At 68.9% G+C, this 21,524-nt stretch carries 19 protein-coding genes; 4 read left to right on the top strand and 15 right to left on the bottom strand.

Annotated features, from left to right (window positions below; translation table 11 throughout):
• Positions 1-50 precede the first annotated feature (50 nt).
• Genes AB4Y80_RS14645 through AB4Y80_RS14635 form a run of 3 tightly spaced genes read right to left on the bottom strand, consistent with a single transcriptional unit; the run spans position 51 to position 2,397 of the window.
• Positions 51-479, bottom strand: a complete 429-nt coding sequence (locus AB4Y80_RS14645) for an HIT family protein (RefSeq protein WP_442215085.1) — start codon at positions 477-479, stop codon at positions 51-53.
• Positions 480-499: 20 nt separating this feature from the next.
• Complete coding sequence (locus tag AB4Y80_RS14640; protein ID WP_442215084.1) at positions 500-1,549, bottom strand: NAD(P)-dependent alcohol dehydrogenase; 1,050 nt, start codon at positions 1,547-1,549, stop codon at positions 500-502.
• Positions 1,546-2,397, bottom strand: a complete 852-nt coding sequence (locus AB4Y80_RS14635) for a sulfurtransferase (protein ID WP_442215083.1) — start codon at positions 2,395-2,397, stop codon at positions 1,546-1,548. Before AB4Y80_RS14635 ends, AB4Y80_RS14640 begins: the two co-directional genes overlap by 4 nt.
• Before the next feature lie 82 nt (positions 2,398-2,479).
• Between AB4Y80_RS14635 and AB4Y80_RS14630 the strand changes: the two genes are divergently transcribed.
• Entirely contained in the window at positions 2,480-3,559 is a 1,080-nt protein-coding gene (locus AB4Y80_RS14630) for a PLP-dependent cysteine synthase family protein (RefSeq protein ID WP_442215082.1), read from the top strand.
• Between the two features lie 40 nt (positions 3,560-3,599).
• On the opposite strand, the gene AB4Y80_RS14625 is transcribed toward AB4Y80_RS14630, so the two are convergent.
• On the bottom strand, positions 3,600-4,256 hold the full coding sequence (locus tag AB4Y80_RS14625) for an MBL fold metallo-hydrolase (protein ID WP_442215081.1): 657 nt from the start codon (positions 4,254-4,256) through the stop codon (positions 3,600-3,602).
• Between the two features lie 83 nt (positions 4,257-4,339).
• On the opposite strand from AB4Y80_RS14625, the gene AB4Y80_RS14620 reads away from it, so the two are divergent.
• Positions 4,340-4,774, top strand: coding sequence for a Fur family transcriptional regulator (locus AB4Y80_RS14620; RefSeq protein WP_442215080.1), 435 nt, complete (start codon positions 4,340-4,342; stop codon positions 4,772-4,774).
• A gap of 212 nt (positions 4,775-4,986) precedes the next feature.
• Here AB4Y80_RS14620 and AB4Y80_RS14615 read toward each other — a convergent pair whose 3' ends face one another.
• The 11 genes from AB4Y80_RS14615 to AB4Y80_RS14565 all read right to left on the bottom strand — a co-directional run bounded on the left by AB4Y80_RS14615 (position 4,987) and on the right by AB4Y80_RS14565 (position 16,596).
• Complete coding sequence (locus AB4Y80_RS14615; RefSeq protein ID WP_442215079.1) at positions 4,987-6,378, bottom strand: lipase maturation factor family protein; 1,392 nt, start codon at positions 6,376-6,378, stop codon at positions 4,987-4,989.
• 74 nt (positions 6,379-6,452) lie between these two features.
• Positions 6,453-7,337, bottom strand: coding sequence for a metal ABC transporter permease (locus AB4Y80_RS14610; RefSeq protein ID WP_442215078.1), 885 nt, complete (start codon positions 7,335-7,337; stop codon positions 6,453-6,455).
• The gene (locus tag AB4Y80_RS14605; protein ID WP_442215077.1) at positions 7,334-8,179 is read right to left on the bottom strand and encodes a metal ABC transporter ATP-binding protein; all 846 of its coding nucleotides are present in this window, start codon (positions 8,177-8,179) and stop codon (positions 7,334-7,336) included. The genes AB4Y80_RS14610 and AB4Y80_RS14605 overlap by 4 nt, the downstream gene beginning before the upstream one ends.
• Positions 8,176-9,114, bottom strand: coding sequence for a metal ABC transporter solute-binding protein, Zn/Mn family (locus AB4Y80_RS14600; RefSeq protein WP_442215076.1), 939 nt, complete (start codon positions 9,112-9,114; stop codon positions 8,176-8,178). Before AB4Y80_RS14600 ends, AB4Y80_RS14605 begins: the two co-directional genes overlap by 4 nt.
• An 80-nt stretch (positions 9,115-9,194) precedes the next feature.
• On the bottom strand, positions 9,195-10,253 hold the full coding sequence (locus tag AB4Y80_RS14595; protein ID WP_442215075.1) for a hemolysin family protein: 1,059 nt from the start codon (positions 10,251-10,253) through the stop codon (positions 9,195-9,197).
• Positions 10,250-11,629 (bottom strand): hemolysin family protein, encoded by a 1,380-nt coding sequence (locus AB4Y80_RS14590; RefSeq protein ID WP_442215074.1) that lies wholly within the window; start codon positions 11,627-11,629, stop codon positions 10,250-10,252. Before AB4Y80_RS14590 ends, AB4Y80_RS14595 begins: the two co-directional genes overlap by 4 nt.
• 219 nt (positions 11,630-11,848) lie before the next feature.
• Complete coding sequence (locus AB4Y80_RS14585) at positions 11,849-12,490, bottom strand: flavin reductase family protein (protein WP_442215073.1); 642 nt, start codon at positions 12,488-12,490, stop codon at positions 11,849-11,851.
• On the bottom strand, positions 12,487-13,038 hold the full coding sequence (locus tag AB4Y80_RS14580) for a gluconokinase (protein ID WP_442215072.1): 552 nt from the start codon (positions 13,036-13,038) through the stop codon (positions 12,487-12,489). Before AB4Y80_RS14580 ends, AB4Y80_RS14585 begins: the two co-directional genes overlap by 4 nt.
• Before the next feature lie 59 nt (positions 13,039-13,097).
• Positions 13,098-13,670, bottom strand: coding sequence for a gluconokinase (locus AB4Y80_RS14575; protein ID WP_442215071.1), 573 nt, complete (start codon positions 13,668-13,670; stop codon positions 13,098-13,100).
• On the bottom strand, positions 13,667-14,896 hold the full coding sequence (gene manD, locus AB4Y80_RS14570) for a D-mannonate dehydratase ManD (RefSeq protein ID WP_442215070.1): 1,230 nt from the start codon (positions 14,894-14,896) through the stop codon (positions 13,667-13,669). Before manD ends, AB4Y80_RS14575 begins: the two co-directional genes overlap by 4 nt.
• 200 nt (positions 14,897-15,096) lie before the next feature.
• The gene (locus AB4Y80_RS14565) at positions 15,097-16,596 is read right to left on the bottom strand and encodes a GuaB1 family IMP dehydrogenase-related protein (RefSeq protein ID WP_442215069.1); all 1,500 of its coding nucleotides are present in this window, start codon (positions 16,594-16,596) and stop codon (positions 15,097-15,099) included.
• Positions 16,597-16,930: 334 nt separating this feature from the next.
• Here AB4Y80_RS14565 and AB4Y80_RS14560 point away from each other — a divergent pair, with 334 nt between their 5' ends.
• Together AB4Y80_RS14560 and AB4Y80_RS14555 are read left to right on the top strand one after the other, a co-directional pair.
• The gene (locus AB4Y80_RS14560; protein ID WP_442215068.1) at positions 16,931-20,752 is read left to right on the top strand and encodes a multifunctional oxoglutarate decarboxylase/oxoglutarate dehydrogenase thiamine pyrophosphate-binding subunit/dihydrolipoyllysine-residue succinyltransferase subunit; all 3,822 of its coding nucleotides are present in this window, start codon (positions 16,931-16,933) and stop codon (positions 20,750-20,752) included.
• An 87-nt stretch (positions 20,753-20,839) separates the two neighbouring features.
• The gene (locus tag AB4Y80_RS14555) at positions 20,840-21,439 is read left to right on the top strand and encodes a GDSL-type esterase/lipase family protein (RefSeq protein WP_442215067.1); all 600 of its coding nucleotides are present in this window, start codon (positions 20,840-20,842) and stop codon (positions 21,437-21,439) included.
• The last annotated feature ends 85 nt before the right edge of the window (positions 21,440-21,524 follow it).

Below are 21,524 nucleotides of genomic sequence, written 5' to 3'. Positions count from 1 at the left end.
TTCTTTGCGATTATTTCAGGGCCGGCCAAGGCGCGGCGGCAGCCCGGGGGCTACGCCTCGGGGACGGTGGCCGCATGCCCGGCGGCGCGCAACGCCACCCGGAGCTTGTCGGCATTGGCGTCCAGCACGGCCGGGTCCGGGTGGTTGTCCACGCGCCCAAAGTTGAAATCCGCCATGGAGTAGGCCGGAAACACGTGCACGTGCAGGTGGTCCACCTCGAAACCCGCGATGGTCAGTCCGGCCCGGTCGGCGCCAAACGCGGCCACCTGCGCCTGGCCGATGGTCTGCGCCACCTCCATCAGCCTGGACATCAGCTCGGGGCCGGCGTCCGTCCACTTGTCCACCTCCAGCCGGGGCACCACCAGGGTGTGCCCGTCCGTGAGGGGGCCGATGGTCAGAAACGCCACGCAGGCCTCGTCCTTCCAGACGAACCGGCCCGGGATCTCCCCGTTGATGATCTTGGTAAACAGCGTGCTCACGTAAGGCTCCCTCAGATTAGTTACAACGTGGATGCGTCCAGCACAAAACGGTACTTGACGTCGCCGGCCACCATGCGCTCATACGCCTCATCAAGTTCCGAGGCGGCCACCATTTCAATGTCCGCGACGATGCCGTGCTCGGCGCAGAAGTGAAGCATCTCCTGGGTTTCGGCGATGCCGCCAATCATGGATCCGCCGTAGGCCAGGCGCTTGCGGATCAGCGTCCCCGGATTTACCGGCGGCATCTGCTCCGGGGGCAGACCCAGCTGGATCAGCGCACCGTCGCGGGCCAGCGTGCGCAGATACGGGTTGAGGTCGTGCACGGCCGCGACGGTGTCCAGGATCGCGTTCAGGGTGTGCCGCGCGTCGGCCATCGCCGCGGCGTCGGAGGAGACCACCACCGAATCGGCGCCCAGCGCGAACGCGGCGTCGGCCTTGGCCGGGGAGGTGGTGAAGACGGTGACCGTGGCGCCCATCGCCTTGGCGATCTTCACGGCCACGTGGCCCAGGCCGCCCAGCCCGATCACGCCGACGGCGTCGCCGTCCTGTACCTCCAGGTAGCGCAGCGGCGAGTAGGTGGTGATGCCGGCGCACAGCAGCGGGGCCGCCCCGGCGGGGTCCAGTCCGGCGGGCACCTCCAGCACGTAGTTCTCATCGACCACGATCGAGGAGGAATACCCGCCCTGGGTCAGGCCGCCGCCATTGCGCCGATCCGCCACGCCGTACGTGCCGACGTTGCCGTTCTCGCAGTATTGCTCAAAACCTTCCAGGCAGGAGTCGCATTCGCGGCAGGAGTCCACCAGGCAGCCCACACCCACGGTGTCGCCCACGGCAAATCCGACCACGGCGCCCCCGATTCGGGTGACGGTGCCGACGATTTCGTGGCCCGGGACCAGCGGGTACGTCGCCGGCCGCCATTCGGAGCGCACGGTGTGTACGTCCGAATGGCACAGCCCGCAAAATTCAATGGCGATTTCCACGTCGCCGGCCCCCGGCTCGCGGCGTTCGATCGTGGTGGCTTTCAGTCCCGAGGTGGCGGAGGTGGCGGCATAGGCCTTGGCTTGCGTCATGAGACAACACTATCGCCGCGCTCCCCCACCTCCACCGGCAGCTCCGGCCGGTTGGACCATGCGGACCACGACCCCGGATACAGCGCCGCGGCGAACCCGGCGATCTCCAGCGCCGCAACCTGGTGCGCCGCCGTCACCCCGGACCCGCAATAGACGGCCACTTCGGCCCCCTCCTGGACGCCGAGCGCGGCAAAGCGGGCCCGCAACTCCGCCGCCGGCAGGAAGGTCTGCTCCGGCGCCAAATTCCCGGTGGTCGGGGCGCTGACGGCCCCCGGGATGTGTCCGGCCCGCGGGTCGACCGGCTCCGCCTCGCCCCGGAACCGCTCCCCGGCCCGCGCGTCAAGAAGTATCCCGTGCCGGGGCCAGTCCCCGGCGTCCGTCGTGTCGATCACGGCCTTGGCCCCGTAGTGCACGACGGCGTCGCCGGGCTCGGCGGCCACCTCACCCGGGGCGAGCGGGCGGTGCGCGGCGCGCCAGGCCGCCAGCCCGCCGTCGAGCAGGTACACCTCGTCAAGGCCCGCATACCCCAGCAGCCACCAGGCCCGGGCGGCGGCGGCCCCACCGGCGTCGTCGTAAACCACCACGGTGTCTCCGGCGTTGATGCCCCAGCGGCGCACCGTCTCCTGGAAGTGCGCCTCGGCCGGCAGCGGATGGCGCCCGTCGCTGGGCTCGCCGTGGCCGGCCAGCTCGTGGTCCAGGTCCGCAAACACGGCGCCGGGGATGTGGCCGGCCAGGTAGTGCTCGCGGCCGTACGGATCACCCAGCGCCCAGCGCACATCCAGCAGAACGGTGTGAATTCCGGCGGTCAGGCGCCCCTCAAGGGCGGCGGCGCTCATTAAAACGGTCATGCGGGGCTCCTTGCCGTGGTTTGCTTACATTATGCCGCTGACCCGGGCACCGGGCGTTCCGGCGTCCCGCTAGGGTGGATTCATGAGCACTCAGCAAGCCGCGCCCGACTGGGGCTGGACCGGCCGCGCCATGAAAATCCTCCAGGCGGAAAACAACCGGTCGGCGGACACCCACCTCCACAAGGTCGACCTGCCGCGGCCGTGGGGCGTGGACTTGTACGTCAAGGATGAATCCTCCCACCGCACGGGCAGCCTCAAGCACCGCCTGGCCCGGTCGTTGTTCCTCTTTGCCCTCGTCAACGGCTGGGTCCGGGAGGGCACCACCGTGGTGGAGGCCAGCTCCGGCAGCACGGCCGTCTCCGAGGCGTACTTCGCCCAGCTGCTCGGCCTGGATTTTGTGGCCGTCATGACCGCCGGCACCAGTAGCGAAAAGATAGCGCTGATTGAGCAGTTCGGCGGCCGCTGCCACTTTGTGGACAAGGCGGATGAGGTATATTCGGCGGCCACCGCCATTGCGGCCGGGTGTGGGGGCCACTACATGGACCAGTTCACCTATGCCGAACGGGCCACGGACTGGCGGGGCAACAACAACATTGCCGAATCAATTTTCAGCCAGATCTCCCACGAGGCCCACCCGCAGCCCCGCTGGATTGTGGTGGGTGCCGGAACCGGCGGCACGTCCGCCACGATTGGCCGCTACATCCGCTACCACGGCCACCCCACCAAGCTGGCCGTGGTGGACCCTGAAGGTTCGGCGTTTTATCCGGCGTGGAAGTCCGCCGACGCCTCCGTGGTCACCGGCGTCTCCTCCCGCATCGAGGGCATCGGGCGGCCGAGGGTGGAGCCCAGCTTTGTCCCCGGCGTCATCGACCACATGATCCAGGTCCCGGATGCCGCGTCCGTGGCCGCCATGATGCATCTGGCCGAGCTCGCCGGCCTGGACGCCGGCCCGTCCACGGGCACCAACCTGTGGGGCGTGTGGCAGCTGGTGGCGCAGATGGTGGCCGACGGCGAGCGCGGCAGCATCGTGACGTTGCAGTGCGACGGCGGTGAACGGTACCGCGGCAGCTACCACAGCGCCCCGTGGCTGGCTTCGAAGGGGCTGGACCCGGCACCGCATGTGGACACCATCCGGGACTTCTTCCGGACCGGACGCTGGTAGCGCGTCCGGCCGATCCGGCCATGGTGGGACGCCGCAAAGGCTAGACCTCCACCTTTTCACCGGGGGCCAGGTGCCGGAAGTCGGTGCCGTGCCGGGCGCCGATGCGGGCGATGTGCGACTCCGTCAGGCCCAGGCCGGTCTCGTTGAGCAGTCCGTCGTGGATCTGGAAGGCCCGCGGCGCCCGGACGGACACCACAAAGTCCACCACTTCGGCAACCTTGGACCACGGCGCATGCACCGGAACCAGCAGCGTGCCCACCTGGACGCCGTCGGGAACCGTCAGCGCGTCGCCCGGGTGATAGACGGCGTCGTCCACCAGGTAGCCGAGATTGGCCACCACGGGGATGCTCGGGTGGATCAGCGCGTGCTGGCCGCCAAAGCAGCGGATGGTGAACCCGGCAGCGGTGAACGTGTCCCCCGGGGCGGCGTCGTGGATGCGGGCGGCGGCGCCGGGGGCGGCCACGCGCAGGGCGTCCGCCACTCTGCCGGGGGCGTGGACGGCCATCTCCCCCGACGCCGCCAGCGCCGACAGTACGGCTTCGGTGTCGAGGTGGTCCGGGTGCTCGTGGGTGATCAGGACGGCCCCGGCCCCGTCCAGGGCCACGTCCGTTTCGGAATAGACGCCCGGGTCCAGCACCAGCACGCGCCCCGCCTGCTCGAGCCGGACGCAGGAATGGGTGAATTTGGTCAATAACATGGTGCCAGCCTATGACCGCGCCCCGGCCCGTGCCAGCAGGTCCTTCCCGGGCCGGGTGCGCTAGGCTGGATGACTGGGATGGGATGGAAAGAAAGAGAGTCATCACGATGTCCAATGAGGCACCGGTGAAGGAGCAACGCGTCACCAAGCAGCGCCTGGCCATCAGCGCCGCGCTGGACACTTTGGACGACTTCGTCAGCACGCAGGAACTGCACCGCATGCTCCAGGATGCGGGCGTCCCGGTGTCGCTGGCCACCACCTACCGCATCCTGGCGTCCATGGCCGACGAACAGCTGGTGGACACGCTGCGCAACGGCGAGGGCGAGGCTGTGTACCGGCGCTGTTCGGCCACCGCCCACCACCATCACCTGTTGTGCCGCTCCTGCGGGAAGACCGTGGAAATTGAGGCGCCGGCCGTGGAAAAGTGGGCGGCCGCGATCGCCAAGGAGAACGGCTTCACGGCGGTCCAGCACACCGTGGAGATCTACGGCCTGTGCCCGGAGTGCACCGCCGCCTGATCCGTTCCTTGTGCGCCACACCGGCATGCAGGTTCTGCGCATGATGCAAGACGAGTTTTCTTCTGCGCCGGACTGACCGCGAGAATTGCGCCTGTTGTCCACTGGCGCCAAACTCGGCACGAGTCTTACGCACGGGGAAAGTGGCCAATGTCCATGCGCCAAACCCGGCAGTGAGTATTGCGCACGGGTGACGGGCGCCCAGTGTGGATCACTCACCCGCTGCGGCTGATCGGCGGGACGAAGATCCCCAGCGGCTTGCGCACCCACCAGTCCCCCGTCCGGCGCCATTCCCGCCACGTGGTGTAGCGGTAGCTGTACACGCGCGCCCGCACCCAGGCCGGCGGCCTCCCGTCGAACGGGTCGCGGCGCAGCAGCTTCAGCGTGGCCGGGTCCGCCTCCAGGAGCCGGTTGAGGAACGGCACAAACCAGTGCATGCCCGGCTGCCCCAGCGCCAGGAACCACATGAGCCAGTCCAGCCGCAGGTGGTACGGGGCGAACTGCCGCGGCATCCGGCCCGGCTCCCCCGGCTTCCCGCGGAATCCGTACTCCCGCCACTCGCCCGTGACGGGATCGCCGTCGGTGCCCTCCACCGCCACCTCGTACCGGAGACGTGTGATGGAGCCAAACGCCCCATAGGCATTGGCCAGCCGCCACCGGTTGAAGCTGGCGTTCATCAACTGGTTCCGGGCGAACAGGTTACGCAGCGGCCACCAGCTGAGGACCACCATGAGCACGCCCATGGCCAGCACGACGACGGCGAACCAGGCCGGGGTGCCCGGCGCCGCACCCGCCCCGGGCGGCGTTGCCACGGCGGAACAGGCCAGGATGATGGTGATCACGTTCAGCCACGCAAAGTTGCCCGACAACACCAGCCAGCACTGGGTGGCGATGATCACCCCGGCGGCCACGGCGGCCACCGGTTGCGGGGCGAAGAGGAAGAACGGCACCACCAGCTGGGCCGCGTGGTTGCCCAGTACCTCCAGCCGGTGCAGGGGCTTGGGCAGGTGGTGGAACCACCAGCTCAAGGGATTGGGCATCGGCTGGGTTTCGTGGTGGTAGTACAGTGCGGTCAAGTCCCGCCACACGGGGTCCCCGCGCATCTTGATCATCCCGGCACCAAACTCCAGCCGGAACACGAGCCAGCGGAACAGCCACAGGGTCACGACCGGCGTCGTGGTTTCCTCGGAGCCCAGGAATGCGGCCAGGAAGCCGGCCTCCAGCAGCAGGATCTCCCAGCCAAAGCCGTAAAAGACCTGGCCCACGTTCACGATCGACATGTAGCCAAGCCAGAGGGCCAGGAAGGCGAGCATGGGCAGCCAGGCGGGACCGCGCTGGGGCAGGCCCGCCACCACGGACAGCGCCAGCGCGGCGCCGGCCCACGCCACGGTGCGCATCAAGCGGTCCGAATACCGCCAGGAGAAGAGCGTGGGACCGGGCGTCCGGAGCACGCGGGCCAGGTAGCGCGGGACCGGCAGCAGGCCGCCCTCGCCCAGCAGCGCCGGGAACTGCAGGGCACTGGAGACGAACGCCACGGCATAGACGGCCGCGATCCCGCGCTGGAGCGCGAACCGCGCCAGGTCATAGTCCCCGCCGAACCAGTCCATGAGTCAACGCTAGAACCACCGGCGGATTCTGGCCATCGGGTCCGCCGCCCCGACCCACCCCGCCCGGAAGGCGGCTAGTGGTGCCCCGGAACGGCGGCCGGCCGCACCGACCAGCCGCGCCGGCGCCGCCACGCGCCGACAAAGCGGCACACGAGATAAATCAGGAAGGACAGCGTGGTCACGTACGGGCTGATGGGAATCCGCCCGCCCAGTGCCAGCATGATCCCGCCCACCGTGGCGGTCATGGCAAAGGCAACGCTGAGCAGCACCACCATGCGCGGGGCGGCCGACACCTGCAGGGCCGCGGCGGCCGGGGTGATGAGCAGGGCCAGGACCAGCAGCGCCCCCACCACCTGGATGGACATGGCCACGGCAATCCCCAGCAGCACCATGAACACCAGGGACAGGGAGCGCACCGGGACCCCCCGGGCCGTGGCGATGTCCGGATCGGCGCTGGCAAACGTCAGGGGCCGCCAAATCGCGACCAGCCCGGCCACCACCACCAGGGCGGTCCCGGCCAGGATGGAAAGCGCGGTGGAGTCCACGGAGACGATCTGCCCGGTCAGCAGCCCAAACTTGTTGGCCGCCCGGCCCTGGTACAGGGACAGGAACAAGATGCCCAGGCCCAGCCCGAACGGCATGATAACCCCAATGACCGAATTCTTCTCCCGCGCCCGCACGCCCATGACGCCCAGCAGCAGCGCCGCCAGCACGGACCCCACCAGCGAGCCGCCGATCACGTCGGCGCCGATGAGCAGCGCAAACGCGGCGCCGGCAAAGGACAGCTCGGCGATGCCGTGCACGGCAAAGGCCAGCTCGCGCATCATGACGAACGTGCCGATCAGCCCGCCCACCACGCCCAGGATGGCCCCGGCCAGCAGCGAGTCGCGGAACAGCGGCAGCAGCTCGCCGTAGTCGGTGAAGTTGAACACCGCCGCCATGAAGTCGGCCCAGCTCATGCGGTGGCCTCCGTCTCGTCCACGTGGTGGCCGTCGATGACGGCGTCCGGGCGGCCCACCACCACGATCCGGCCGTTGCTGCGCAGCACCTCCACCCGCGTGCCGTACAGCCCGGAGAGCACCTCGGTGGTCATGACCGCCTCCGGCGTGCCCACGGTGAACCGCCCGCCCGCCAGGTACAGGATCCGGTCGACGTGCTCGAGGATCGGGTTGATTTCGTGGGTGACGAAGACGACGGCGGTCCCGTTGCGTTTGGCCTGCCGGCCCACCAGGGCGCTGACCGCCTTTTGGTGGTTCAAGTCCAGCGACAGCAACGGTTCATCGCACAGCAGCACCTGGGGGTTGGGTGCCAGGGCCTGGGCGATGCGCAGCCGCTGCTGCTCGCCGCCGGAGAGCAGGCCCACCGGAATCCTGCCGTAGGATGCGGCCCCCACCTGGGCGAGGAGCTCGTCCACGCGCGCCCGGTACGCCCGGCCGCGCAGCCGCACGCCCCACTTGTGCCCGTCCACGCCCAGCCCCACCAGGTCCCGGGCGCGCAGCGGCGTGTCCGGGGGAAGGTTTTTTTGTTGCGGCACGTACCCGATGGCGCGGCTGCCGCGCCGCGCCGGCTGCCCGCCGATTCTCACCGTGCCCTCGCCCAGCGGGGTCTGGCCGAGGAGGACCTTCACGAAGCTGGTCTTGCCGCTGCCGTTGGCACCGAGCACGGCCAGGAATTCCCCGGCTGCGATGTCCAGGTTCAGCCCATCCCACAGCAGCCGCCGCCCATAGCCCAACCGGGCCCCCCGCAGGCTCACGGCCGGCGGTGCGGCGTCCGGCGCCGTGACATGGTCGGCCGGGCTCACCTGGCGATGGCCTTGTGGCGTCCGAGGGCCTGTTGCAGGCCGGCCGTGTTGGCCTCCATCCACTGCAGATAGGTTTTCCCCTGCGGCAGCGTCTCGGCGAAGTCCACCACGGGCACTCCGGCCGCCTCGGCGGCCTTCTTGACCTCCACGGTCTGGGGGCCCTCGGTTTGGGCGTTGTAGGCGAGCATGCTCAGGGTTCCGGACTTCATGAGGGCCACTGTATCGCGCAGCACGGTGGTGGGGACGTCGGAGCCGTTTTCGATGGCCTCGCTGAATTCCGGTGGCGTGGCATTGGCCAGCCCGGCCGCCGCGAGCAGGTACAGCGGGACGGGTTCGGTGACGGCCGCCGGGGCGCCGGCATGGGCGGCCTTCAGCGCGGCCAGCTGGCCCTCGATCCCGGCCAGCCCGGCCTTGAAGGCCCTGGCGTTGGCGTCAAAGGCGGCGGACCCGGCGGCGTCGAGGGCGGAGAAGCGCCCGGCCAGCTCATCGGCCAGGGTGGCCATGGTCGGCAGCGAATACCACACGTGCTCGTTGAAGCCGGTGCCGGTGTCCAGGCCCGAGAGCGCGCTGACGTTGACCACCTTGGCCGGGCCCAGGAGCCCCTTGGCGAGCTGATCGAAGAAGTCGTCGTAGCCGCCGCCGTTTTCGATGCCGACGGCGGCCTTGGAGACGGCCAGCTTGTCCTGCGCGGTGGCCTCGTAGGAATGGGGATCGGCGTCGGCCCGGGCGATGATGGCATGCACGTCCACCTTGGTCCCTCCCACGGCCTCGGCGATGCTGGCGTACACGTTGGTGGAGGCCACCACCTGGATCCTGCCGTCCGCCGTGGAGCCGGAGGCACCCGGCGAAGCGTCCGAACCGCCCCCGCACGCGCCCAGCGACAGTGCACCCGCCACGGCAAGTGCAACGGTCAAGGCGGTGCGGCGCAGGCGCATGGAGTTCCTCCGGGGAATGCTAATGAGAATTGTTACCAATAAGGCTTCCCTTAGCATAACCTATTTGGGAACCATTCGCATCAAGGCCGTTTGCGCTCGTGGATCTGGGTTTGCGTGGCGTCGCGAATCTCGCCCACCAGCTGCTCGATCACATCCTCCAGGAACAGGACGCCCAGGGTCTGCCCCGCAGCGGAGATGATGCGGGCCACGTGGGAACCCGTGCGCTGCATGATGGCCAGCGCGTCCTCGATCTCCTCGCCCACATCCAGGTTGACCAGGGAGCGCACCCGGCCCTCGCCAATGGGCAGCTCATAGCGCTCCGCCGGGATGGGCAGCACGTCCTTCAGGTGCAGATAGCCCAGGAGGTCCCCGGATTCATCCGTGAACACAAACCGGGAGAAGCCGGTCTTGCCGACCTTGTGCTCAAAGTCCACCGGGGTGGCCGACGCCGGCAAGGTCACCAGTTGCTCCAGCGGCACCATGATGGTCCCGGCCGTCTGGGTGGAGAACTCCAGGGCACCGTTGATCAGCCCGGTCTGGTCGTCCACCAGGCCGCTGCGGGTCGAGGCGGCCACGATGGACTGCACCTCCTCCAGCGTGAAGGAGGAGGAAACCTCATCCTGCGGCTCGATTCCAAACCACCGCACGATGTGGTTGGCGGTCCAGTTGAGCGCCACGATGACGGGGCGCACCACCTTGCCCAGGAGCACGAGCGGCGGAGCCAGCAGCAGCGCCGCCTGGTCCGCGGCGGAGACGCTCATGTTCTTGGGCACCATCTCACCAAACGTCACATGCAAGAACGTGACGATCAACAGCGCCACCACGAACGCGGCCGGGCCGGCGATCTCCTCCCCCACCCCCATCGCGTGCAGCGGCGCGGACAAGAGGTGGTGGATGGCCGGTTCGGAGACGTTGAGGATCAGCAGCGAGCACACCGTGATGCCCAGCTGTGAGCAGGCCAGCATCAGCGACACGTTTTCCATGGCGCCCAAGGTGATCCTGGCCCGTTTGGACCCGGCCTCGGCCAGCGGCTCAATCTGGCTGCGCCGGGCGGACATGATGGCAAATTCGGCCGCCACAAAGAATGCGTTGCCCAACAGCAGCAGTATCAGCGCGCCAATTCCGGCCAGCGGGCTCATCGGGAACCCCCGTTGCCGTGGTCGTGGTTGCGCGCGGCGTGGCCGTCACCGGGCACGACGTCGTGTTCCCCGGTCTCCGGGGCAGGGGCCGGGACGAAGCGGATCCGGTCGATCCGGCGGCGTTCCAGCCGATCCACCACCAGGGTGCCGCCATCCACGGGGACGGCGTCCCCCACCACGGCGATGCGGCCAAGCTCGGCCATCATGAATCCGCCCACGGTTTCGTAGCCGGCCTCATCGGGGACGCTCAGCGGGCCGATCCGTTCGGAAACCTCGTCGGGTCGCATCAGTCCGGGGAAGTACCAGTCGCCGTCGGCACCTTGGAGAATGCCCGGCTTGGTGCGGTCGTGTTCATCGGAGACCTCACCCACGATTTCCTCCACAAGGTCCTCCAGCGTTGTCACCCCGGCCGTGCCGCCATATTCGTCCTGCACCACGGCCATCTGCAGGTTCCCCTCGCGCAACTCCATGATGAGGGCGTCCAGGTGGACGGTCTCAGGCACGCGCAGGACCTCCGTCATGATGGCCCCGGCCTGGACCAGGGCGCGTTTCTTAAATGGGATGGATACGGCCTTTTTCAGGTGGACCACGCCCAGGATGTCATCCGGGGAGTCGCCGATGACGGGGAAGCGGGAGAAGCCGGTGCGCCGGGCGGCGGCGATGATCTCGGCCACGGACTGCTCGGACTCGATGGTTTCCACCCGCATGCGGGGGGTCATCACGTCCGCGGCCGTGCGGTCGGCAAAGCTCAGGGTGCGGGCGACGAACTTGGCCGTGCCCTCGTCCAGGGTGCCCATGGCGGCCGAGCGGCGAACCAGCGATGCCAGCTCGGCCGGGGACCGGGCGCCGGAGATTTCCTCCTTGGCCTCCATGCCGAAGAGATTCAGGACCTTGTTGGAGAAGCCGTTGAGCACCAGGATGGCGGGCTTGAACACGGCCGTGAAGACCAGTTGCGGGCGGGCCACGGCCTTGCCGATCTCAAAGGCGCGGGCAATCGCCATGTTTTTCGGGACCAATTCGCCCAGCAGCATGGACAGCAGCGTGGCCACGACCATGGCCGCGGTCAGCCCGGCCGCGTCGGCGGCGCCGTCGGAGAGGCCCAGCCCGGCCAGCGGCCGGTGCAGCAGCGCCCCGAGGGAGGGCTCAATCAGGAAGCCCGTGAGCAGGGTGGTCAAGGTGATGCCCAGCTGGCAGCTGGAGAGTTGGGTGGACAGCGACTTCAGGCAGCGCAGCAGCGGTTCCGCCGCCTTGTCGCCGTCGTTCACGGCGCCCTGGACGGCGGCCTGGTCCACGGCCACGAGGGAAAATTCGACGGCCACAAAGAACCCGGTGCCCAGGATCAGGGAAAGGCCGGCGGCCAGGAGGAGCCACTCCATCACAGGCCCCCGGTCATCGCAGGGGCGTGGGGGCCGTGGCCGCGGGGGGTGCTCGCGGCCGGCGGGGGGTGGTCGGCGCCGGGGCCGGCCGGGGTGGGCATCGGGGAACGGGGGGCTCTCATGCGGGGTTTGCCGGCTTGTGCAACATTCGCGCGGGCGCGGCGGGTGCCGAGCTGCGGACCGTTGCGCCGGCCCCTAGATTTACTTTCCATAGGGTTTTCAGTCTACATGCGCGCCATTGCCCGCCGTCGTGCCGGACCGGATTACGCCGCCGGCGTTGCCTAGCACGGAGTGTTCGCCCAGCCGGTGGAACACCCGGTTGTGGTAGACGAGGGGGGCGCCGGCCGGGTCCGTGCCCGGGTCGGTGCCTGGGGTCCGGTCATTGCTGGCGGCGGGTTCCGGGCCCAGGACCTCCAGCACGGCGGCCGCCACGAGCAGTGAGGACCCGGCGGCGGTGCGGCTAAGGACCCGGCAGCGCAGCGCATGCCCATGGTGCGCCAGCAACGGCTCCCCGGTGGCCAGCCGGGTCCATGCCATGGCCGCGGTGAAGCGTTCGGTCCCGGCGCGGGCAAAGATCCGGGCCAGGTCGAGGTCGCCGACGGTCAATAAGTGGACCACCAGCGAATCGGCCACGGCGATGGCGGCGGCGGAGCCGGACTGGGACGCCAGCGAAAACGCCAGGATGGGCGGCTCGGCGGACACGGAGGCCACGGAGGAGGCGGTGATCCCCACGGGGCCGGTGCCGACGTCGGCGGTGATGATGGCAACACCGGCCGGATGGTGGCCGAACGCGGCCTTGAAGTCGCCGGTGACGGTGCGGGCCGGGGCGGTCTCCAGCGGGGAGACGGGCAGGGTGATCATCGGGCGGTGGCGGCGGTGATGCCGGCCACGGCCTCGGCCAGGATGGCGGTAATGCCGGCGGAAATATCGATGACCACGGCGCGCTCGTCCTCGCCAAGGGGTTCCAGGGCGGCCAGCTGGGAGGCCAGGAGTTCCTTGGGCATGAAGTGTCCGGAGCGGCCCTCCAGCCGGGAGCTGAGGACGTCCAGGGTGCCGTCCAGGTGCAAGAAGATGGTGTCCGGGGCGTTGGTGCGAATGGCGTCGCGGTAGCTGCGCTTCAGCGCCGAACACGCGATCACGATCCCCCTGGCCCGGGTGTTGGCCAACTCATTGCCCACGATATCCAGCCAGGGCCAGCGGTCGTCATCGGTCAGCGGCGTCCCGGCGGCCATCTTGCCGATGTTGGCCATGGGGTGCAGGGAGTCGCCATCGAGGAAGGGGATGTTCATGGCGTCCGCCACGAGCGCGCCGATCGTGCTCTTGCCGGCGCCGGAGACCCCCATGACCGCGACGCGGATGACCGAAGGGGTTCCGGCGGGGTCAACGGCGAAGTGCTGCGCAGTATCCATATGTCCTGTATACCAAAACTTGTCCCGGGCCGCCCCATCGAGGGGTCCGGCCCGGGCTCCTACTTCGCTGCTATTCCCCGCAGGCGCGCGACGGCGGCCCCCACCACGTCCGCGACGGTCGCGGACACATCGACCACCAGGCCCGCCTCGTCGGGGCCGAGCGGTTCCAGCGTGGCGAGCTGGGAGTCGAGCAGCGCCATGGGCATGAAGTGCCCCTGGCGCCCCTGCAACCGGGCGGCGAGCAGCTCCCGGGAGCCGTCCAGGTGCAGGAAGACGGCGCCCGGCGCGTGCCGGCGGATCGCATCGCGGTAGGAACGCTTCAGCGCCGAACACGCCACCACGATCCCCCGCGGGGCGCTCGCCAGTGCCGCACCGACGCTCGACAGCCAGGGCCGGCGGTCGTCGTCGTCCAGGGGCGTGCCGGCCGCCATTTTTGCGATGTTCGCCGCCGGATGGAGGGAGTCGCCGTCGATGAAGGGCAGGCCGAGCTCACGGGCCACCAGGGCGCCGACGGTCGACTTGCCGCAACCGGAGACGCCCATCACCACGATGCGGGGCGTCTCCGGAGTGCCTTCCTGGGCCGGGTTGCCCGCCTGGGCGGGATCGCCTTCCCGTGCCGGATCGCCGGTCACCAGTCGTGCACCGTCCCGTCCACGAGGCGGTTGTAGGGCAGGTACGCCTGCTGGTACGGGAACGCGGCGGCGGCCTCCTCGTTGAACTCGACGCCGATGCCCGGCTGCTCGCCCGGGTGCAGGTAGCCGTCCTTGAACGTCATGGACTGCTCGAAGACCTCGTTGGTCGCATCCGAGTGCTGCATGTATTCCTGGATGCCGAAGTTGTGGATGGCCAGGCCCACGTGCAGCTGGGCGGCGAAGCCGATCGGGGAGATGTCGGTGGGGCCGTGGAAGCCGGACTTGACCTGGTACTGGGCGGCGAAGTCCATGACCTTCTTCAGCGGGGAGATGCCGCCGAAATGGGTTGACGCGGCACGCACGTAGTCGATGAGCTGGTCCTTGATGAGCGTCTGGAAGTCATAGACGGTGTTGAAGACCTCCCCGATCGCCAGCGGCGTGGTGGTGTGCGAGCGGACCAGGCGCAGCGCCTCCTGGTTCTCCGCGGGCGTGCAGTCCTCCAGCCAGAAGAGGTCGTACGGCTCCAGCGCCTTGCCCAGCTTGGCGGCCTGGATCGGGGTCATGCGGTGGTGGCCGTCATGCAGCAGCGGGAGCTCGGGGCCAAACTCGTTGCGGACCGCCTCGAAGACGGTGGGCAGGTGGCGCAGGTAGGCCCGGGTGTCCCAGTCCTCCTCCTGCGGGAACGCGCCGCGGCCGGCGGGCTCGTAGTCGTACCGCTCCCCCGAGGCCTGGGCCTGGGCGGCCACGCCGTAGACGGCCTTGATGCCGGGGATGGCGGTCTGGACGCGGATGGACTGGTAGCCCTTCTCCAGGTGCTCGCGGATGGAGTCAAAGAGCGACGGGAGGTCGGCGCCGGAGGCGTGGCCGTAGGCGCGCAGCCCGTTCCGGGAGGCGCCGCCGAGCAGCTGGTACACCGGCAGGCCGGCGATCTTGCCCTTGATGTCCCACAGGGCCATGTCCACGGCGGCGATCGCGGCCATCGTGACCGGGCCGCGGCGCCAGTAGGAGCTGCGGTAGAGGAACTGCCAGGTGTCCTCGATCCGGTGCGGGTCCCTGCCGATCAGCAGTTGCGCCACATGCTCCCTCAGGTACGCCGCCACGGCGAGTTCACGCCCGTTGAGCGTGGCGTCGCCAATGCCCACCACGCCCTCATCGGTTGTCACCTTCAAGGTGACAAAGTTCCGGCTCGGGCTGGTGACAAAGATCTCTGCCGACACAATTTTCACGAGGACTACCTTTCGAGATGGGGCTGAACTGACTGCGATGGTGAAGAAGCTATCCGCCTGGCGGGGGACCCGTGGATCCGCGCAGCACCAGCCCGGTGGCCGGCACCGGGGCGGGCGCGGGCAAACACGTTGATGGTTCAGCTCCTGGACCGCGGCCAGGCCTCAGGACCCACCTTAACCCGGATCCCGCGCACGCGGCCCTACCACCCCTGCGGCAGCGGCCGGCCCTCCTCGTAGCCGGCGGCCGATTGCACGCCCACGATCGCACGCTCTCGAAACGACGCCAGCGAGGTGGCCCCGGCATAGGTAAAGGAGCTGCGCAGTCCGGCCGTGATCATGTCCAGCAGGTCCTCCACCCCGGGCCGGGCCGGATCCAGGTACATCTTGGAGGTGGAGATGCCCTCCTCAAACAATCCCTTCAGCGCCCGGTCGAAGGCGCCCTCGGACTGGGTCCGGTTTTGCACGGCCCGGGCCGAGGCCATGCCGAAGCTTTCCTTGTAGCGGCGGCCGCCAACGTCCACCTGCAGGTCTCCGGGGCTCTCGTAGGTGCCGGCAAACCACGATCCGACCATCACCTGGCTGGCACCGGCCGCCAGGGCGAGCGCCACGTCGCGCGGATACCGGACGCCCCCGTCGGCCCACACGTGGGCACCGAGCCCGGCCGCCGCCGTCGCACACTCGAGCACGGCGGAGAACTGGGGCCGGCCGACGGCGGTCATCATCCGGGTGGTGCACATGGCCCCGGGCCCCACACCCACCTTGACAATGTCCGCGCCGGCCTGGACCAAATCCCGCACGCCGTCGGCGCTGACCACGTTGCCGGCGGCCACCGGCACCACGGGGTGCAGCGCGCGGATGGCGCGCAAGGCCTCGACCATCTTGCCCTGGTGGCCGTGCGCCGTGTCCACCACCAACGCGTCAATGCCGGACTCCAGGAGTGCGGCGGCCTTGGCGCCGACGTCGCCGTTGATGCCCACCGCCACGCCCAGGCGCAGCCGGCCGGCGTCGTCGAGGGCGGGGTGGAAAATGGTCGAGCGCAGCGCACCGGTGCGGGTCAGCGCCCCCACCACCTCGCCGCCGCGCAGCACGGGGGCAAAGTCGGTGCCGGCCGCATCCAGCACGGCGAAGGCGTCCCGGAGCGCCCGGTCGGTGGCCGCCTTGGCCGCGGCGGGCGTCAGGGCGCCGGCATCGGCCCGGGCCCGGACGGCGTCAAAGGGGGCCGCGTCGATGGTCAGCACGTTGGTGCGCATGACCGCGGCCAGGGAGGAAAACCGGTCGACGCCGTCGAGGTCCGCCCCGCGCACCACCCCGGCAAAGGTCCGGCCGTCGACCACCACCACGGCGTTGTGCGCGCGCTTGGGCAGGAGGTGCGCGGCATCGACCACGATGTCCGCCCGCGACATCGTCAGCGGCGTCTCAAACAACACGTCCCGGGCCTTGACCCACTCCACGACGGACCTTAATACCTGCAGCGGGACATCCTGGGGCAAAATGGCCATCCCGCCGCGGCGGGCCACGGTTTCGGCCATGCGCTTGCCGGCGACCGCGCTCATGTTGGCCACCACCAGCGGAATGGTGGTGCCCGTGCCGTCCCCGCTGGCCAGGTCCACGTCCAGCCGGGACATGACGTCGGAGCGGGAGGGCACCAGGAAGACGTCGGAGTAGGTCAGATCCGTGGTAGGCGGGGTGAGGAAACGCATGGCACTCCCAAAGGGTGGGGCGGTGACGCGACCGGCGTCGGGGCCGGCCAAATGGCCGGCAGAACAGAGTCTAGCCACGCCGGCGGACGTTGCGGGGGCAAATGTGTCACTTTCCGCACCGGGGGTTGACGCACAACAGCCCAGATTGGCATGCAACTGGAATTGCTCACTAGACTTACAGGGGGTCAGGGTTTGGAACCACCTGGCCAACGATCGAATAGGTCTTGCGGCTGCTGCGCCGTTTGTGCCCCGACGGGTGCTCACGCGCGGCACAACCCGCGGCAAAACCTATGCACAGCGGGCAACAAGAACTCATGGAAGAGGCGTTATACACGTGCCAGAGCAATCCATCCACCGTCTACCCGAGGAATTTGGCGGAAACGAGTGGCTCGTCGATGAGCTGTACGAGCGCTACCAGGGTGACAAGAACTCCGTGGACACAAAGTGGTGGCCGCTGTTCGAGTCGTTCGAGGCCGAGGACGCGGCCGGCAATGGCCGCCACACCGCGGCAACCGCCAATCCCATAACACGGGAAATCCCTGTCGTCCCGGCCGCCGCCGTCAACGGCGCCACCGCGGCACCCGCTCCGGCCGCCCCCAGCACGACGCCGGCGCCCGCCCCGGCCGCCCCCAGCACGACGCCGGCACCCGCCGCGGCGACCCCCAAGGCCCCGGCGGCCCAGCGCCCGCCGGCCCCGGCGAAGGATGCCGCCCGCACCGGCACCACGCCGATCCCGGCCCAGTTGCCCAAGACGGCCAAGGACACCTCCGTTCCGGACGAGGCCGTCAACACCGTGCTGCGCGGCCCGGCCAAGGCCATCGCCACGAACATGATCACCAGCCTGGAAGTGCCCACGGCCACCAGCGTGCGCGCCATCCCGGCCAAGCTGCTCATCGACAACCGCGTGGTCATCAACTCCAACCTGGCCCGCGCCCGCGGCGGCAAGGTCTCCTTCACGCACCTGATCGGCTACGCCGTCATCCGGGCGCTGACCCAGTTCCCGTCCATGAACGTCTACTACGACGTCGTCGACGGCAAGCCCGTGTCCGTCCAGCCCCCGCACGTGAACTTCGGCATCGCCATCGACATGCCCAAGCCGGACGGCACGCGCCTGCTCATGGTGCCCAACATCAAGAAGGCCGAGACCCTCAGCTTCGCCGAGTTCTGGCACACCTACGAGGACCTGATCAAGCGCGCCCGCGCCGGCAAGCTCACCGCCGACGACCACGCCGGCACCACGGTCTCGCTGACCAACCCCGGCGGCATCGGCACGGTCCATTCCGTGCCCCGCCTCTCCAAGGGCCAGGCCGCCATCATCGGCGTCGGTTCCCTGGACTACCCGGCGGAATTCCAGGGTGCCAGTGCCAAGATCATTGCCCGGACGGCCGTCTCCAAGATCCTGACCCTGACCTCCACGTATGACCACCGCGTCATCCAGGGTGCCGGCTCCGGGGAGTTCCTGAAGAAGATCCACCAGCTCCTGCTCGGTGCCGAGAACTTTTACGACGAGATCTTTGAATCCCTGCGCATCCCGTACGAGCCCGTCCGCTGGAGCCTGGACCTGCAGGTCGACCCGGCTGACGAGATCAACAAGGTTGCCCGGATCCAGCAGCTCATCCACTCCTACCGCGTGCGCGGCCACCTCATGGCGGACACCGACCCGCTGGAATTCCGCCAGCGCAAGCACCCCGACCTGGACGTGCTCACCTACGGCCTGACCCTGTGGGACCTGGACCGCGAGTGGCCCACCGGCGGCTTCGGCGGCAAGCCCAAGCTGCTGCTGCGCGACATCCTGGGCGTGTTGCGCGATGCCTACTGCCGCACCACCGGCATCGAGTACATGCACATCCAGGAGCCCGAGCAGCGCAAGTGGTTCCAGGACGAGTTGGAGCACCCCTACTCCAAGCCGAGCCGCGAAGAGCAGCTGCGCATCGTCTCGAAGCTGAACGCCGCCGAGGCCTTTGAGACGTTCCTGCAGACGAAGTTCGTCGGCCAGAAGCGCTTCTCCCTCGAGGGCGGCGAGTCCCTGATTCCGCTGCTGGACTCCATCATTTCCGACGCCGCCGACGACGGCTTGGACGAGGTGGCCATCGGCATGGCGCACCGCGGCCGCCTGAACGTGCTGACCAACATCGCCGGCAAGACCTACGCCCAGGTGTTCCGCGAGTTTGAGGGCACCCAGGATTCCCGCAGCGTGCAGGGATCCGGCGACGTGAAGTACCACCTCGGCACCGAGGGCACGTTCACCTCCGACGCCGGCAACGAGACGAAGGTCTACCTTGCCGCCAACCCCTCGCACCTGGAGGCCGTGGACGCCGTGCTCGAAGGCATCGTCCGCGCCAAGCAGGACCGCCTGGATCAGGGCGAGAACTTCCCCGTGCTGCCCATCATGGTCCACGGCGACGCCGCCTTTGCCGGCCAGGGCGTCGTGGCGGAAACGCTGAACCTCTCCCAGCTGCGCGGCTACCGCACCGGCGGCACCATCCACGTGGTGGTCAACAACCAAGTCGGCTTCACGACGGCGCCGTCCTCCTCGCGCTCGTCCGTGTACTCCACCGATGTGGCCAAGATGATTCAGGCCCCCGTGTTCCATGTCAATGGCGACGACCCCGAAGCGGTGGTCCGCGTGGCCGAGCTGGCCTACCAGTTCCAGCAGCGCTTCCGCAAGGACGTCGTCATCGACATGGTCTGCTACCGCCGCCGCGGCCACAACGAGGGCGACGACCCCTCCATGACCCAGCCGCTGATGTACAACCTGATCGAGGCCAAGCGTTCCGTGCGCCGCCTGTACACCGAGGCCCTGATTGGCCGCGGCGACATCACCGAGGACGAGGCGTCGCAGCTGCTGCGCGACTACCAGGAACGCCTGGAGCGCGTCTTTGCCGAGACCCACGCGGCCCAGACCTCGCCCATCCCGATCATCACCAAGGACACGCATGCGGTCTCCGACCTGGAGCGCCCCATGGCCCAGCAGGCCGACGCCGGGGTCAACGACCCCAAGAACACGGCCATCACGGCGGATACGTTGGCCCGCATCGGCCAGGTGCACACCGCCGTTCCGGAGGGCTTCACGGTCCACCAGAAGTTGAAGTCCCTGCTGGAAAAGCGCGAGGTCATGTCCCGTGAAGGCGGCATTGACTGGGGCTTTGGCGAACTCGCCGCGTTTGGCTCGCTGCTGCTGGAGGGTGTCCCGATCCGCATGGCCGGCCAGGACTCGCGCCGCGGCACGTTTGTGCAGCGCCACGCGGTGTTCCACGACCGCGCCAACGGCAACGTCTGGACGCCGATCGCCGAGCTCGGCGACTCCCAGGCCAAGCTGTGGATCTACGATTCGCTGCTGAGCGAATACGCGGCCATGGGCTTTGAATACGGCTACTCGGTGGAGCGCCCGGATGCGCTGGTCATTTGGGAGGCCCAGTTCGGTGACTTCGCCAACGGCGCCCAGACGGTGATGGACGAGTTCATCTCATCGGCCGAGCAGAAGTGGGGCCAGCGCTCGTCGCTGGTGCTGATGCTCCCGCACGGCTACGAGGGCCAGGGTCCGGACCACTCCTCGGCCCGGATCGAGCGCTACCTGCAAATGTGTGCCGAGGACAACATGGTCGTGGCCAACCCGACCACGCCGGCCTCGCACTTCCACCTGCTCCGCCGCCAGGCCTACAGCAAGCCGCGCAAGCCGTTGATCATCTTCACGCCCAAGCAGCTGCTACGCCTGAAGGCCGCCGCGTCGTCGGTCGAGGACTTCACCACCGGCGGGTTCCGGCCCGTGATCGGCGAGCATGCCGCGGTGGACGCCAACGCCGTCGACCGCGTCATCCTGGTCTCCGGACGCCTGTACTACGACCTGATCGCCGCACGCGAGAAGGCCGGGGACACGAAGGTGGCCATCATCCGCCTGGAGCAGCTGTACCCGCTGCCGCTGGCGGAGATCAACGCCGAACTGGCCAAGTACCCCAACGCCGACGTCATCTGGGCGCAGGACGAACCGGCCAACCAGGGCCCGTGGCCCTTCATGGGGCTGAACCTGGCACCGGAGCTGGGCCGGGCGATCACCCGGGTCTCGCGCCCGGCGTCCGCGGCGACCGCCACCGGATCGGCGAAGATCCACGCCGTCGAACAGACGCTGCTGATCAAGCAGGCGTTCGAGCGCAACTAGCGGCATTGGATGCCCGGCCTGCTCCATCGGGCCGGGCATCTTTGCCGTTGATCCGAGAAATCTTTTTTCGAACTAGAAAGGGCCGCCGTGGAAAATCGGGAGCTGCGAATCGTAGCTGTTGGGGACGAGCTGGTTGCCGGGGTGGGCGATCCGCGCGCGCTGGGCTGGCTGGGCCGGGTGCTGGCCCGGACACCCCAGGACACCATCACCATGGAGCCGTACGTGCTGGCGAGCCCCGGGGAAGGCACCGAGGCGCTGGCCGGCCGCTGGCTCGCGGAGGCCGGCAAGCGATTTGACGACTTCCACGAGAACCGCATGGTCATCGGCCTCTCCGGCCGGGACATCGAATACGGCCTGACCACGGCGCGCAGCCGGCTGAACCTGGCCAACATCCTGGACGGGGCCACGCAGCTGAACATCCCGGTCTTCGTGGTGGGCCCGCCCCCGTCCCTTGACCCCGCGCTGAATCGTAAGCTGGCCGAGCTTAACACCGCGTTTGCCGACGTCACCACGCGCCGCAAGCACCACTACGTGGATACGTTCTCCCCGCTGCAAAACCACGAACAGTGGCGCAACGACGTCGCCGTGAACGCCGGCTCCCCCGGCCAGGCCGGGTACGGGCTCATGGCCTGGCTGGTGCTCCACCGCGGCTGGTACCAGTGGCTGGACGTCCCCGAGGCCGTCTAGCCCCGCCCTCCCCGCCTCCTCCCCCCAACTAAGCCGCAATAGATGTCGAAAAATCGCGAAAATCGCGATTTTTCGACATCTATTG

Origin of the sequence: Specibacter sp. RAF43, assembly GCF_052114065.1 — a bacterium.
In the GTDB taxonomy this organism is placed as follows: domain Bacteria; phylum Actinomycetota; class Actinomycetes; order Actinomycetales; family Micrococcaceae; genus Specibacter.
This window is presented reverse-complemented; position numbering and strand designations above follow the sequence as displayed.